The organism is Halobacillus sp. AWH4_228, assembly GCF_056158365.1.
Genome location: NZ_JBSWTE010000001.1, coordinates 222,501 through 236,675 on the forward strand (window position 1 = coordinate 222,501; position 14,175 = coordinate 236,675).

14 protein-coding genes and 1 other RNA gene (1 of these 15 cut by a window edge) are annotated in these 14,175 nt (G+C 49.3%); 2 read left to right on the plus strand and 13 right to left on the minus strand.

The features are described 5' to 3' along the window. The 4 genes from ACXADP_RS01245 to tadA form a co-directional block, all read right to left on the minus strand. A protein-coding gene (locus ACXADP_RS01245) for a YbaB/EbfC family nucleoid-associated protein (RefSeq protein ID WP_474970180.1) crosses the window boundary here: on the minus strand, positions 1 to 244 show its 5' portion. The gene continues 74 nt to the left of window position 1, outside the view; only the first 244 of its 318 coding nucleotides appear in the window; it begins with the start codon at positions 242 to 244; its stop codon lies off the left edge, out of view. 24 nt (positions 245 to 268) lie between these two features. Beyond that, positions 269 to 1,993 carry a DNA polymerase III subunit gamma/tau gene (gene dnaX, locus ACXADP_RS01250; protein WP_474970621.1) on the minus strand — a complete coding sequence of 575 codons (1,725 nt, stop codon included), beginning with the start codon at positions 1,991 to 1,993 and terminating at the stop codon, positions 269 to 271. A 187-nt stretch (positions 1,994 to 2,180) separates the two neighbouring features. Then, positions 2,181 to 2,446, minus strand: an RNA gene (gene ffs, locus ACXADP_RS01255) — signal recognition particle sRNA large type. A 50-nt stretch (positions 2,447 to 2,496) separates the two neighbouring features. Continuing rightward, a complete protein-coding gene (gene tadA / locus ACXADP_RS01260; RefSeq protein ID WP_474970178.1) occupies positions 2,497 to 2,976 on the minus strand; it encodes a tRNA adenosine(34) deaminase TadA in 480 nt (159 codons plus the stop codon). Positions 2,977 to 3,109: 133 nt separating this feature from the next. On the opposite strand from tadA, the gene ACXADP_RS01265 reads away from it, so the two are divergent. Then, complete coding sequence (locus ACXADP_RS01265; protein ID WP_474970462.1) at positions 3,110 to 4,399, plus strand: glycosyl hydrolase family 18 protein; 1,290 nt, start codon at positions 3,110 to 3,112, stop codon at positions 4,397 to 4,399. 13 nt (positions 4,400 to 4,412) lie between these two features. Here the strand turns inward: ACXADP_RS01265 and ACXADP_RS01270 are convergent, their stop codons facing one another. The 5 genes from ACXADP_RS01270 to acsA form a co-directional block, all read right to left on the minus strand. Beyond that, a complete protein-coding gene (locus ACXADP_RS01270) occupies positions 4,413 to 5,198 on the minus strand; it encodes a DUF3891 family protein (RefSeq protein WP_474970622.1) in 786 nt (261 codons plus the stop codon). 146 nt (positions 5,199 to 5,344) lie between these two features. Then, positions 5,345 to 5,857, minus strand: coding sequence for a type 1 glutamine amidotransferase domain-containing protein (locus tag ACXADP_RS01275; RefSeq protein WP_474970623.1), 513 nt, complete (start codon positions 5,855 to 5,857; stop codon positions 5,345 to 5,347). Positions 5,858 to 5,950: 93 nt separating this feature from the next. Then, a complete protein-coding gene (locus tag ACXADP_RS01280) occupies positions 5,951 to 7,270 on the minus strand; it encodes a lysine N(6)-hydroxylase/L-ornithine N(5)-oxygenase family protein (protein WP_474970624.1) in 1,320 nt (439 codons plus the stop codon). Positions 7,271 to 7,309: 39 nt separating this feature from the next. Next, a complete protein-coding gene (locus ACXADP_RS01285; RefSeq protein WP_474970175.1) occupies positions 7,310 to 8,608 on the minus strand; it encodes a purine/pyrimidine permease in 1,299 nt (432 codons plus the stop codon). 102 nt (positions 8,609 to 8,710) lie between these two features. Next, positions 8,711 to 10,420: an acetate--CoA ligase gene (gene acsA, locus ACXADP_RS01290; protein ID WP_474970174.1), complete on the minus strand. Its 1,710-nt coding sequence runs from the start codon at positions 10,418 to 10,420 to the stop codon at positions 8,711 to 8,713. 344 nt (positions 10,421 to 10,764) lie between these two features. Between acsA and queF the strand changes: the two genes are divergently transcribed. Next, on the plus strand, positions 10,765 to 11,259 hold the full coding sequence (queF, locus tag ACXADP_RS01295) for a preQ(1) synthase (protein ID WP_474970625.1): 495 nt from the start codon (positions 10,765 to 10,767) through the stop codon (positions 11,257 to 11,259). 72 nt (positions 11,260 to 11,331) lie between these two features. Here queF and aldA read toward each other — a convergent pair whose 3' ends face one another. The 4 genes from aldA to ACXADP_RS01315 all read right to left on the minus strand — a co-directional run bounded on the left by aldA (position 11,332) and on the right by ACXADP_RS01315 (position 14,117). Then, positions 11,332 to 12,783, minus strand: coding sequence for an aldehyde dehydrogenase (gene aldA / locus ACXADP_RS01300; protein ID WP_474970626.1), 1,452 nt, complete (start codon positions 12,781 to 12,783; stop codon positions 11,332 to 11,334). A 118-nt stretch (positions 12,784 to 12,901) separates the two neighbouring features. Continuing rightward, positions 12,902 to 13,153: a hypothetical protein gene (locus ACXADP_RS01305; RefSeq protein ID WP_160890095.1), complete on the minus strand. Its 252-nt coding sequence runs from the start codon at positions 13,151 to 13,153 to the stop codon at positions 12,902 to 12,904. Between the two features lie 98 nt (positions 13,154 to 13,251). Next, positions 13,252 to 13,356 carry a YjcZ family sporulation protein gene (locus ACXADP_RS01310; protein WP_084163164.1) on the minus strand — a complete coding sequence of 35 codons (105 nt, stop codon included), beginning with the start codon at positions 13,354 to 13,356 and terminating at the stop codon, positions 13,252 to 13,254. A gap of 104 nt (positions 13,357 to 13,460) precedes the next feature. Continuing rightward, entirely contained in the window at positions 13,461 to 14,117 is a 657-nt protein-coding gene (locus tag ACXADP_RS01315; protein WP_474970627.1) for a M50 family metallopeptidase, read from the minus strand. Positions 14,118 to 14,175: the final 58 nt, after the last annotated feature.

Here is a 14,175-nt window from a genome sequence, read left to right on the forward strand (position 1 = left end):
TGACATCATTCGTCGCCGTAATGATAAGGTCCTGCAGCATTTCCACATCATCCGGATCGACTACTTCCTCATCAATGACAACATCGGTAATTTCTTTTTTCCCGTTTGCCGCCACTTTAACCATACCGCCTCCTGCAGAAGCTTCAAAAGTCATCTCGTAAAGCTCTTCCTGAGCCTTCATCATTTTCTTCTGCATTTTCTGCATCTGTTTCATCATATTGTTCATGTTTCCACCACCACGCATGGGGCATTCCTCCTTGTGGGATTGTTAGTCCTGGATTTCAATCAGGTCATCCCCGAAGTGTTTTCGGGCTTCTGAAATATGCGGGTCCTCCTGGGGCTCCTGCGGCGTACTTTCTCCGTTTTCCTCCCCGTCCACTTCCGGCACTTCATCCGGAGCCTGTTTCTGCTTCCGGACATATTCCTCTCGCAGTTCCTGCCAATTCTGTTCAGGAATCGGAATGATTGTCATCGGCTTTCCTGCATACTCCGTCAAAAGGGGTTCGATCGTCTTTTGATGCTCCAGAGCCAGGGAGCAGTGAATATCATAGCGGAAAGCCAGGACGAGCGCCTTCGGTGATGCAGCCCGCGGTTTGCTGTTTAACAGTGTCGCATGAGCCGGCGCATTCTGCTGCTTGAGCGCCTCCATAAAGTCAGCCCAGCGACTCTGGATATTTTTAATCTCTTCCTTCGAAGCTTCACTCAGGACCTGCCTGATCCGCTCATATGGAACATTATACCCTTTTCTTCCTGATTTTGCAGGCGCACGTTTTTTAGCAGGCTGGGCAGAAGCCTGAGGCGCCGGTCCGCTTTCCTTTAGAGCTGCCAGCTGTTTTTCAAGCTCCTGGATTTTCCCGGACAGCTTTTCGACAGCACTGGAATCAACCGCCTGTGCTGACGGAGGACCTGCCTGTACTTCGACCATGTTCAGCATGGCGATTTCTATGAAGACTTTCGGACTTGTCGTCCATTTCATTTCCTGCTGACAGTGATTCAATTCACGGATCGCCTGCTGAATCCATCCGGCTGTGAGCTCTGTGGAAAGGTTCCGGAACGAATCATCCGGAATGGCACGTTCCAGGTTCTGTTCAAGATCCGGAGCACTTTGATACAGCAGAAGGTCTCTTAAATAATAGATAAGATCGAAAACAAAACGTCCCGGATCTTTCCCCTGCTGGATCAGATCATCCACCGCTTCCAGAGCTGATCTGGCGTCTTGATCGTTCAAGGCTCTCAAGACAACGGTAAGCTTCGCCTGCGATACGGACCCCGTCACAGCCAGGACATCGTCCATCGTCACTTCCTCTTCACTGTAGGAAACGGCCTGGTCCAACAGACTTAAGGCATCACGCATGCCGCCTTCTGCCGTTAGAGCAATGATTTCCAAAGCCTCAGGAACCACGGCAATCTCTTCCGCTGCTGTGATTTTCACCATCCGGTCGACCATCGACTTTTGGGAAATCCGTTTGAAGTCAAACCGCTGACACCTGGATATGATCGTCAACGGAATTTTGTGCGGTTCAGTCGTCGCCAGAATGAAGATCACGTGCTTTGGAGGTTCCTCCAATGTTTTCAAAAGGGCGTTGAACGCACCCATGGAAAGCATGTGAACCTCATCAATGATGTAGACCTTGTACGGCACCGCGCTCGGGGCATATTTGACCTTGTCCCTGATTTCACGTATCTGCTCCACCCCGTTGTTGGAAGCAGCGTCAATCTCTATGACATCAGAGATGGAGCCATCCTGGATGCCAAGACAGGCATCGCATTCATTACACGGCTCTTTCACAGGGGAGCGTTCGCAGTTGACGGCCTTTGCGAAAATTTTGGCCGCACTCGTTTTTCCCGTCCCCCTGGGTCCGGAAAATAAATACGCATGTGAAAACTTTTCCTGTACGATTGCGTTCTGCAGTGTCCGCGTAATGTGCGATTGCCCAACGACACCTTCAAAATCCCGGGGACGCCATACACGATATAAAGCCTGGTAGCTCATAAAACCGTTCTCCCTTTTTAGTTTCATTCCCATTATACCTGATAGACATTCCTGCTGTGAACCATTACCGGCAGACAAGAAGACAGTCAGGGGGATCGTCTATAAATGATAGAAAAAAGGAGCCGTTATGAACGTATCATAACGGCTCCCCTTATATGTGAATCATGTGTGTACGACTTATGTAATGCCGTGCACCCACCTTCGATGGCAGAGCCCTAAGCGTTACTTATGGTTGTGGCTCGACCCAGGCACTCCCGCGGCACACGGGAGGGTCAGCTTACTGCTGCTTCCTTCCGGACCTGACAGGGTTCACTGGTTCCCATTGCGCAGGACCTGAGTGTCAACACCACTCACATAAGGCAGACCTTAAAGCTGTGCCACCTCGGGTGGGAATTCGGCCTCGCTATAGCGGATTGCGAGTACAGGGCACCGCTACCTCCCCGCTTAGCACGGCATAAACAAGTATAGCGATTTTCAGCAGAAAATGCAATGGTTTCATACTGTTAATTATCTACAGCCGGTTTCTTTTTCTTCTTCGACCGGAGGCTGCGGAAAAAATGAGACAGCATCTCCCCGCATGCTTCTCCCAGAACACCGGGCACAACTTCAGATCGATGGTTGAAACGATTATCCTCCAAAAGCTGGTACAAGCTTCCGGCACAGCCGGCTTTAGGATCGGCCGCTCCGTATACGACCCGGGGAATTCTCGACTGCAGAATGGCTCCAGCACACATGGGGCAGGGCTCCAAGGTCACATATAACGTGCAGTCTTCCAGACGCCAGCTGCCCTCATGCTCATTGGCACGCTCAATTGCGATGAATTCGGCATGGGAAGAAGCGCGCTGGGATTGTTCGCGCTGATTGTACCCGGAAGCAATCACCTGATTGTCTTTGACGATAACAGCACCAATCGGCACTTCTCCTTCCGCCTCTGCTTTTTCCGCTTCCACCATGGCAAGCTCCATAAAGTGCTCATCTTCCATCCGGACCACCTCCTTTTCCTATAGAAAGACTGATAGAAAAAATCCTGTTCCTCGAATCCAGAAATGGATTTTAAGAATAAATCCGTTTTTTTGTTTCATACATTGATAAAGGATGAGAAAGGATGTGAGACATGTGCAGATTCATATTGTTCAAGAGGGAGACTCTGTGTATTCGATCGCCCGTCTTTATGATAGTACGCCAAACGACATCATCGAAGCAAACGAATTAGAGACGCCGGGAGAACTTGTCATCGGTCAGGCTCTTGTGGTTCCTATCGTCGGACAATACTATTTTGTTCAGTCGGGAGACAGTTTATATACGATTGCTGAACAATTCAATATGACGGCGGATCGCCTGGCAGCCGTCAATGGACTGAATACGGACAGCGCTCTCGCTGTCGGGCTGCGGCTTTATATTCCGGACCAGCCCCCGACACCGATTACGAGCAATGCGTACATTGAACCCTATGGAGGAACCGTCTCCGACACCCTCCGGCAGTCAGCAGAGAGCCGGGCCGTGAACCTGACTTATCTGGCCCCCTTCAGCTATGAAATCCAGGAGGACGGCACATTAAAAGCACCTCCGCTCGACAATTTCAAGGAAATTGCCAGGAAAAACGATGCGACTCTCATGATGGTCGTCACCAACCTGGCTGATGACGGGTTCAGTGCAGAATTGGGCAGAACAATTCTCAGCGACGAGGCCCTTCAAGACAAACTGCTCGATGAAATCATTCAAATTACGAAACAGGTAGGATTCAAGGATGTCCATTTTGATATGGAATTCCTTCCTCCGGATATGAAAGATTCCTATAATCAATTTCTTCGCAAAGCAAAACAGCGTCTATCCAAGGAAGGACTGCTCATTTCGACAGCGCTCGCTCCTAAAACGAGTGCCGACCAGAAAGGCGACTGGTATGAAGCCCACGATTATAAAGCCCACGGGGAAATCGTAGACTTCGTCGTCTTGATGACCTACGAATGGGGATACAGCGGCGGTCCGCCACGCGCCGTGTCTCCGATCGGCCCTGTCACAGATGTTGTGAATTATGCATTGTCGGAAATGCCGGCTCAGAAAATTCTGCTTGGCCAGAACCTCTATGGATATGACTGGACGCTTCCGTACGAACCCGGGGGAGAATTCGCCAAAGCCCTCAGTCCGCAGCAGGCCATTCAGACAGCCCGGAAAAATAATGTGGCAATTTCATACGACCAGAAGGAGCAGGCCCCCTATTTCACGTATACGGATGGAGATGGAAAAAAGCATGAGGTGTGGTTCGAAGACGCCAGATCCATACAAAAGAAATTCGATCTGATTAAGGAAAAGAACCTGCTTGGAATCAGCTACTGGAAGCTCGGACTATCCTTCCCCCAGAACTGGGTCCTTCTCAGCAATCAATTCAGCGTGAAAAAAAATCCATAAAAGAAGCCGCTTCTCATGAGAGAGGCGGCTTTTCTTCTTTTCCAACAAAGGTGACCGTGACCGGATCAATATCAGCCTCCTGGAAAGCCTTGGTCAATCCACGGCGCTGGATGTCCTCTTTCGATACTCTCCGGTAAGGAATCTGCACATGGAAGGACTGTTCAAATGGAAACGGATCGAGGACGACCTGACGTGCGCTGTCCCACTGCGGATATATCCCCTCCGGCGCAAAATCGAACGTCTGTCTGAACCCGTCCTTAAACCACGGGATTTCCTCTTCCTTCGGTGTTCCCGGTTCCTGCATACACACATACAAAGAAAGATCATCACAGAACTGAAGGCGTTTGAAGTGAAGATGATAGACGTCGTAGGGAATGTCCATTTCCATCCATTCATACAAATCCTTCCGCCGTTTCTCCTCCTGCTTCAGGAATTCGACAATCACAGGATCATGGCTGTCCTCCTGAAAGAAGGAGGCATAATGCATGCTGCACAGCATCCCTGCATAAAAGGACTGGGAAGCCACTTCTCCAATCCCACGCTCATAAGCCTGGAGTTTTTCCTGGAGCGGATAATCGACAAACGTATACGGGCGGTTCTTCTCTTCATTCCATAAAGGCTTCTCATCCAAAGGAATCCAGGCCCGGTCATGCTGACGGATGGCCCAGTCCGCTTCTTCCCTCAGCTTCGAGCGCAGCAGAAAATGATTTTTCCAATGATCAACGAGGCTTCCTGAAATGCCGGCATGTTCGTGCTGGGGTATCATGATGAAGTGGTCCGTCTTCTCAATAACAATCATAAACGATCCTCCTAGTTCTTCATCCATTATGTAGGCAGACTTGTCCTTCCATTATATAGGATCACACGACCACTCACCACCGCTGGATCCGATTGATAGAAAAAGAGCCGTGGGGAGAATCCCCCGCGGCCCCATGGTGACGCAGATTATTTAAGAAGTTTCAATGCTTCGCGGTTAAAGGCAGGGATGTCATCCGGCTGACGGCTGGTCACCAGCTGATCCTGACAGACGACGACTTCCTGGTCCTTATAATCCACGCCCGCATACTCCATATCGACAGCGATGGATTTGAACCCTGTAGCTGTACGGCCTTCCAGTGTTTTAGCTGTAATCAACAGCTGAGGTCCGTGGCAGATGGCGAAGACAGGCTTTTTCTCATTCATAAAATGTTTAGCGAAGGAAACGAACTTCTCATCTCCGCGGAGAATATCCGGGGAAAATCCGCCCGGGATGAACAAGGCATCAAAGTCTTCCGGTTTTACATCATCAATGGACGTATCGATTTTGACCGAGGCTTCTCCCTGCTTGCCTTCCACTTCTTTTCCGGCTTCCCATTCAATGGTTGTCACTTCATGACCTTCCTTGGAAAAGGCATCCGCCGGCTGTGTATATTCGACATCTTCAAAATGGGACGTTACGAGACATGCAATCTTACTCATGAAAACTCAACTCCTTGAAAGATTTGTCCATTATATTTTCCATAGATTGTCTTCCCGTTTGGCAGGCTTTTAAACACCGGTGACAGGTTCAGGTTACTTCGAATGCTTCATGGAGAAGGTCTGGAATGTGGTATCCTTTTGATTTTTATACACTTCCCTGCCGGCAATGGTGTTGATGATATGAACATTTCGGTGAACGGAAAGGCCGAGGTTCGTCGCCCCTGCTCCGTGGGAATGCACCAGGTTCGTCAAGGTGAAGAAGTGATGATCCCGGCCGTCCTTGAATTCAAGATGGTAGTCACGGGACACCTTATACATCTGATCGGCCTCCCATTCGACCTGATCCTTATAGCGGTCCATAAACCATGAAGGAAGATGAGGCTTGTAGCCGGTGGCAAACACCACTTTGTCGGCATGATACGTATAGTCATACTCCTCCTGCCACTGGCGGCACTGAAGATCATAGCCCCCCTCTTCTGACGCTTCAATACCGTTGATCTCTGTCATCGGCTGGATAAGGACACGGCTGTCTTCCATCGCTGTCGTCCGGTGGTACAGTTTTGTATAAAGCCGTGTGAGCGTGTCCGGAGCAATCCCTTTACGGAGCGGATCAAGCGTACTCAACGCTTCTTTCCGCTGGTCAAAGCTCAGACTATGAAAATAATCCACATAATCAGGAGTAAACATCTCCTGGGCAAATTTTGCCGTATCGAGCTGGAACAATCCGCCCGATCTCGTCAAAAGCGTCACTTTCATATCACTGCGCTCCTGCTCCTCCAATAGATCAAGGAAAACTTCAAGTGCACTTTGACCGGAGCCGATAACCGCAACATGGCGCGACTTCAGCAGCTGATCCTTTTGGAACAGGTAACGGCTCGTATGAAGCACATCTTCATTCGGCAGGCGGTTCATGCCATCCAGGACGATCGGTTCGTTCCCAGTCCCCATCACGACGTGCCTGGACCGGTAATGCTTTCTTTCACCGGTCGTCGTCTCTTCGACAATCACTTCATAGTGCGGCGTCTTTTCTTCGTTATGATCGATCACATCTATAACCGTATGACCGAAGTGCAGGCCATCCACCTGACCAGCCACCCACTGCATATAATGATTGAACTCCTGTCTTGGAATTTCAAAGTGGCGGTGAAAGAAAAACGGAAACATACGGTTGTGTTCGTGCAGGTAATTGATAAATGTATAAGGACTCTTCGGATCAGCAAATGTTACAAGGTCGGCCAAAAACGGAACTTGAAGATCCATTTTTTCTATGAGCATGCCCGGATGCCAGTTGAACTCGATTGTCTGTTCAAAAAACAAACCGTCCACTTCGTCCGTCTGGTCGGCAAGTGCGGCAAGTCCAAGGTTGAAAGGCCCGATACCGATACCGATGATGTCTTTGATTTCTTCAGCCATAAAATACACTTCCTCTATCCATCCCATAAGCCGGGATAATTAATTTGGTTCCTTCCATAACTGGTTCAATGTAATGACGAGTACTGTTCCAATGAGAAGTCCATTGCTTAGAAGATTCTGCAGCACACCCGGGAGTCCTGTGAAGACGTCCGGCGGCAGAAACATCAGTCCGATCCCGAGCAGAAAAGACAGGCCTAGAATCGTCAGTTTCCGCTGATCGAGGGGTTCCATCGTCAAGTTCGACAAACCGAGGCCCATCAACTGTACAAACGTGGCTAAAAGCGCTGCATTCGCCACCGGAGCAGGCACAGAAGATATGAACCTGACCACAGGCGGAAAGAAAGACAGACCGGTCAGGAGCAGGGAAGCATAAAGGAACGGCTGCTTCCGTTTCTGTCCAGTCAGCTGCATAAATCCGGAGGAGGAAGCCAGCGAGACGTTGGCCACCGCAGAAAAAAGGGCGGTCAGGCCGTGGTTGATGCCCAAAAAGCCGCTCCCCCGGTTGATCTGCTCATATGTATACCGGGGCTTTCCATATATGGTCTGGCTGACAGCGATGACCGAAGCCACTAAATTCGACAGTAGAATCACGGCAGTAATCAATCCCAGGGGAAGAGTACCGAGAGTCATGGCCGGCGGTCCCCAGGCAAAAACTTCGGGAAGGGCAAACCACTCGACGGCTGTAGATTCAACGCCCTTCGCCGGAACAGCTATTTCATACAATACCCATCCTGCGCTGATCCCAATCAGGACAGCAAAACTTTTCATCCATCCCCGCCCAGTGATAGAAAGCCCGAGAACAAGGGCAAGCGTGACAAAAGCCGTCCACGCATCTGTCCCGTCAATACCCTCCGCTCCTTCCTGAAGGCCGAGCATCCCTTCAAGAAAGGTCCCGCTCAACTGAACGGTCAGCATAAATAAAAAAGCGCCGGTCACAAAAGGGGTAAAGACGAACAAAACCCGGTGGGACAATTTGAACAAGCCGAATAAAACTAAAAACAGTCCGGTCCACAGCATCGTCCCCTCCAGCACTTGAAGCGTCTCCATATAGGTATCCCCGTTCTGTTTTCCACTGAAAGCCATAACGGCAAAAATACTGATCCAAATACCGGCCGGACCTTCCATGATCGGAAGCTTATGACCGATCACTCCTTGAAGAAAGGATGCCGCCCCTACTACAAATAACGTCCGCTGCATCAACCCGGCAACCTCCGGAAAGGAAAGGCCGAACAAAGAGCCGATCACGATCGGCAGGGCGACAGCACTTGCCAGAAGAAACACAAACCACTGGACGGTTTCCAGCGTCTCTGTCATCCATTGCGTTGATTGTTTTTCCATTCTATCCACCTGCTGTCTACACTGATTTTTCTACATAAAACGTCATCGTTCCACGTGAAACGACAAATAGAAAAGCACAGCGGAAGGCTGTGCTTTTCCTGCTTATTCTTCTAATGTGGACGTATCACCTGTCGGAAGCCCGAGCTCCCACGACTTCAATAAACGCCGCATGATTTTACCACTTCTCGTTTTCGGTATCGTGTCCTTGATTTCGATTTCACGAGGGGCGGCATGGGCGCTGAGTCCCTTTTTCACAAACTGGCGGATGTCCTCCAGCAGCTCATCGGACTGCTCGTATCCATCCCGCAGTGTTATAAAGGCTTTAATGATTTCGCCCCGCTCTGGATCGGGTTTACCGATGACCCCTGCTTCTGCCACCGCTTCATGTTCAATCAGTTTGCTTTCCACCTCAAAAGGCCCTACGCGTTCGCCGGACGTGTTGATCACATCATCCAGACGGCCCTGGAACCAGAAGTAGCCATCTTCATCCTTATAAGCACTGTCTCCGGAGACGTACCAGCCGTTCAGGAAGTAGCTTTCGTACTTTCCGGGGTTGTTCCAGACGGCACGCATCATGGACGGCCATCCTTCTTTAACAGCGAGGTTCCCCATCTGATTGTCCGGGAGTTCGTTTCCTTCGTTATCTACGATGGCGGCCTCAATACCCGGGAACGGCTTACCCATCGATCCCGGTCGAATATCCATTGCCGGATAGTTACAGATCAGCATCCCGCCGGTCTCCGTCATCCACCACGTATCATGGATCCGCAGATCAAAGGCGGATAATCCCCATGTCACAACTTCAGGGTTCAATGGTTCTCCCACACTCAATACATGTCGGAGTGATGATAAGTCATGCTTTCCTGCCGCCTCTTTACCAGCACTCAACAATTTACGGAAGGCTGTGGGCGCCGAATACCATACCGACACATCATAGGCCGCAATTGTCCCGTACCAGTCATCCGGGCTGAAACGTCCACCGCGGATCACGTTGGTCACTCCGTTGAGCCACGGGGCGAATATTCCGTAGCTTGTACCGGTCACCCACCCGGGATCGGCGGTACACCAGTACACGTCGCCTTCCTTCAGATCGAGCACCCATTTTCCGGTTTGATAGTGCTGGATCATCGCATTGTGAACGTGGTAGACACCCTTCGGCTTTCCTGTTGAGCCAGAAGTATAATGAAGGAGCATTCCATCCTCCAAGTCGACCCATTCCACATCAAAAGATTCAGAGGCGGCCTTCATTTCCTCTTCATAGGAAATGTAGTTGCCAGGCGCTTCCCCGCCCACAAGGACAATCTGCTTCAAGTGCGGCAGATCATCGGCCGGTACACGCTCCAGCAAATCCGGTGTCGTGATCAGCATCGTCGCTTCGCTGTCCTCCAGACGATCCCGGACCGCCTGCTCCATAAAGGCTTCAAACAACGGGCCTGCGATCGCTCCCACCTTCAAAATACCAAAGAAAGCCGCATAAAATTCCGGGCTTCTCGGCATGAAAAGGAAGACGCGGTCCCCTTTTTCTATATGGTGTTTTTTCAACACGTTGGCAAATTGGTTACTTTTTCTGCTCAGGTCTGAGAAACTCAGCGTTTCCTCCCTGTCCGGTGCGGAATAAATCAACGCCGGCTGATCTTTCTTGTCCGGGTTTTCCGCATGGCGGTCAATCGCTTCATAAGCGGCATTGACCCGTCCGGTGTCGTTCCAAGTAAAATGCTGCTTTGCATCGTCCCACTGAAAATTTTCATACGTCTGCTTGTAGTTTTCCATGTTGTGATTGCCTGATCGAGCTGGAATTGGCTGCATGTCCATTAAATCACCTCATTAGAATGTTTTTTGTAAACGTTTTCTGCATGTGGCAAAACAAAGCTCTGAAGGAAATCAGAGCCGCGCATTTTTTCTGAAAATTTCACGAATTACTTCTATTGTAGGGGATTACGAATGATTTTTAAAGAGTATTCTCCAAAGATTTACAGAAACGGGTCGGATGCCGGAGGAAATTGACAGGTTTCTCCTCCCTTCTATATAATAAACCCAACAGAACAAAGAGGTTTCTTAGCCCACCCCTCTATAAAAAACTAAGGATGTAGACGACACAAGCCGCTGCCCTTAGAGGCAGCGGCTTTTTATTTTACTTATATGGAGGAGACGATATTATGCCAGGACGAAATGAAGAGGAGCTTCCCCTTTCCCTGCTCGGAAACCAGGGAACAAGCTATTCGTTTGAATACGATCCGGAGGTATTGGAAACGTTCGACAATCAGCATCCGAACCGTGATTACTTTGTTAAATTCAACTGTCCGGAATTCACCACGCTCTGTCCGAAAACGAGACAGCCGGACTTCGCGACGATTTACATCAGCTACATCCCCGATGTGAAGATGGTGGAAAGTAAATCACTCAAGCTTTATCTATTCAGTTTCCGCAATCACGGCGACTTCCATGAGGACAGTGTGAACACGATCATGAACGACCTGATTGACCTCATGGATCCGCGCTACATCGAAGTGTGGGGGAAATTCACACCACGAGGCGGTATTTCCATTGATCCGTTCTGTAACTATGGAAAGCCTGGAACAAAATATGAGCAGATGGCCGATCACCGTCTGATGAATCACGATCTCTACCCTGAAAAAGTCGACAACCGCTGAAGAAAGACCAAGCGTTCCGTCAGAGACGATCCTATACAAAGGAGCTGCCCCGGTGGGACAGCTCCTTTTGGTTTACTGCTTATCGTTTTTATACTGCATATAGACGACCTGGGTTACGAGGAAGTCTTCCATACCGTGTTTACCATCGGCACCACCGAGGCCGGATTTCTTCATACCCGCATGATAGCCTTGAACAGCTTCGAAGTTTTCACGGTTCACGAATGTCTCCCCGAACTTCAGCTCGTTCACGACACGCATCGCTTCATTCATATCTTCCGTATAAACAGAAGAGGACAGACCATATTCCGTGTCATTTCCTTTTTCAATCGCTTCATCCAGCGTCTTGAATGTGGAAATCGGAATGACCGGACCGAAAATCTCTTCATGCATAATGTTCATATCATGGGTGACATTCGTCAAAATGGTCGGCTTATAGAAGAACCCTTTGTCCATGTCTGCGCGTTCCCCGCCAATTTCAATGTGGGCACCAGCATCCACAGCCTCTTTGACCATGGATTCCACTTCTTCGATGCGGTCCATACTGACGAGCGGACCAACTTCGGCTTGTTTATTTTCACGCGGGTTACCGAGTGTTTTATTTTCGAAGTTATGACGCAGCTTGCTGATCAGTTCTTCTGCGACACTTTCGTGTACGTAGACACGCTCGGCGTTTGTACACGCCTGTCCATTATTAGCTAAACGGGAAGTCGTTATGTTTTCCGCCGCTACATCCAGGTCGGCGCTGGCTGTTACGATAGCCGGTGCTTTACCGCCGAGTTCAAGGTTGACCTTCGTAATATTCTGAGCAGCCGCTTCCATGACTTTCGTTCCGGCTCCCACACTCCCCGTCATCGTAATCATGTGGACATCTTTATGCTTGGCAAGGGTATTGCCGATTTCAGAGCCTGTTCCTGTGACAAGGTTGTAGACCCCTTTAGGAATATCCTCCATGCTGTCGATGATTTTCGTGAATTCGACAGCTGTATTCGGTGTCTGCTGACTTGGCTTCAAGACGAGTGTACAGCCGGTAACAAGCGCTGTCGCTACTTTTCTTGCCAGAATAAACATCGGGAAATTCCAAGGGACGATTCCGGCTACGACACCAATCGGCTTTTTATAAATGAATATATTTTCGTTTGCACGATCACTCGGGACAATTTCCCCTTCAATACGGCGGGCCCATTCCGACATATACCGGAAATAATCAATTGCGAGATCTATTTCTCCGCTGGCCAGCTCATAATCTTTCCCCTGCTCTTCCTGAAGAAGATCAATGAACCGGTCACGGTTTTCTTCAATTTTATCTCCAAGGCGCCGGACGATTTTACCACGCTCGATATTCGGAGTCAGTTCCCAGCCCTTCTGCGCAGCAGCTGCTGCTTCCACTGCTTTGTTCACATCTTCCTCCGTCCCTTTGGGAATACGGGAGATGACTTCCTCTGTGGCTGGATTAACGACGTCAATCCACTCCGATCCATGTGACTGTGTATATTCACCATTCATGTATAATTGATGTTCCTTCATTGATGATCCTCCTCCATGCTTTTTGTCTCCTTCGTTCCACTTTGTTTCCTCAACTAAACGACAGAATGTGTTAAAGTTTCAGCGGACCATATAAAAAAGCCTTGAACATCAAGGCTTCCTACCATTCTAGAATATATCCCTTCACCTGCTTCATTTCCCCGGATTCGACTTTTTGATCTCCCTGGAAATACGGGTGTTCTTCCTTCAGGTGATACGTGATCGTTTCAGGGTCCAGATAAAGCTTGTACTCCAAATCTGTGACTTTATGAAGCGTAATTCCAGGTACTGTGGTCTGGTCTTCCCCTTCGCGGACGAGAAGAATATCAATCTGGTTATATCCTTCCGTCAATAAATGTTCCTTTAAATCCATAGTGGACTCCCCCGTCCTTTTTTTATAGTACGTTTTACCCTTCCTGCACCTTATACAAACTTTATATATGTAAGAGCGGGAAAAATCCCGCTGTCTATTTAATAACCGTATCCACGGCCGCCCATGTAAGAAGCACCGATAATGATCAAAAGGATGAACAAAACAACCAACAGTGCGAAACCACCGCCGTATCCTCCGCTCATTTCTTCCCCTCCTCTCTTTCCTACCTTATTACCTTATTCAGGTGGATAAGGAAAGACAGGGCAGGTGCGGATTTTGAAAGAATTCCCCCCGTGTCTGCACATTTTCAAAAAGTAAAGACACGCTTCAGGGAAAGAAAAGCAAAATAGACAGCCTGAAGAAAGAACAGCACGCCCCATACCGGAGATGGGATGATCCGGAAGGCGCGGGCCAGATTGGCGGCATCACCAGCCTGCCCCGGAGACACGAAGCTGATCCACATGATTTCAAACGCACTGGTTACGGACTCGACAAGGACGAGGGAGGCGAGCAGAAGAAGGACATACTGCACAATCGTGTCATGACCGGTCCGAAGCAGCCAGATAAAACCGGCCCCAAAGGTCACGATCCAGAACACTCCATAGATATTCCGGACCCAGAAGAGCAGGTTCACAGCAAGGATGGCAAGCAGGATATACATCACCCATGACCAGTATCCCTTACTGATGAAATAGAAAAAAACAAAGGCTGTGAAGGAGGCCGCTATATATCCCGAAAGACTTGTCGCCACATGGCTCAGCCACGAACTGTGACCGGTCAGCGTAACACCGGACGTATTCGGGAATAAAGAGATATGCCTCACTTCCCCACCTGTCAATAAAGCTGTGAGAGAATGACCGGTTTCATGTATCATAGTATTCAAGACTGCAAAATATTTACCTGCTACGGGAAGCTGGGTCAACAAAAGCGCCAGAACCAGCGCGGTGATGATTTGGAGTTTCATGCTATTCAACCTTTCTTTATCATGGATGTTTTATGCCCTGTCACCGAATCAACAAAGG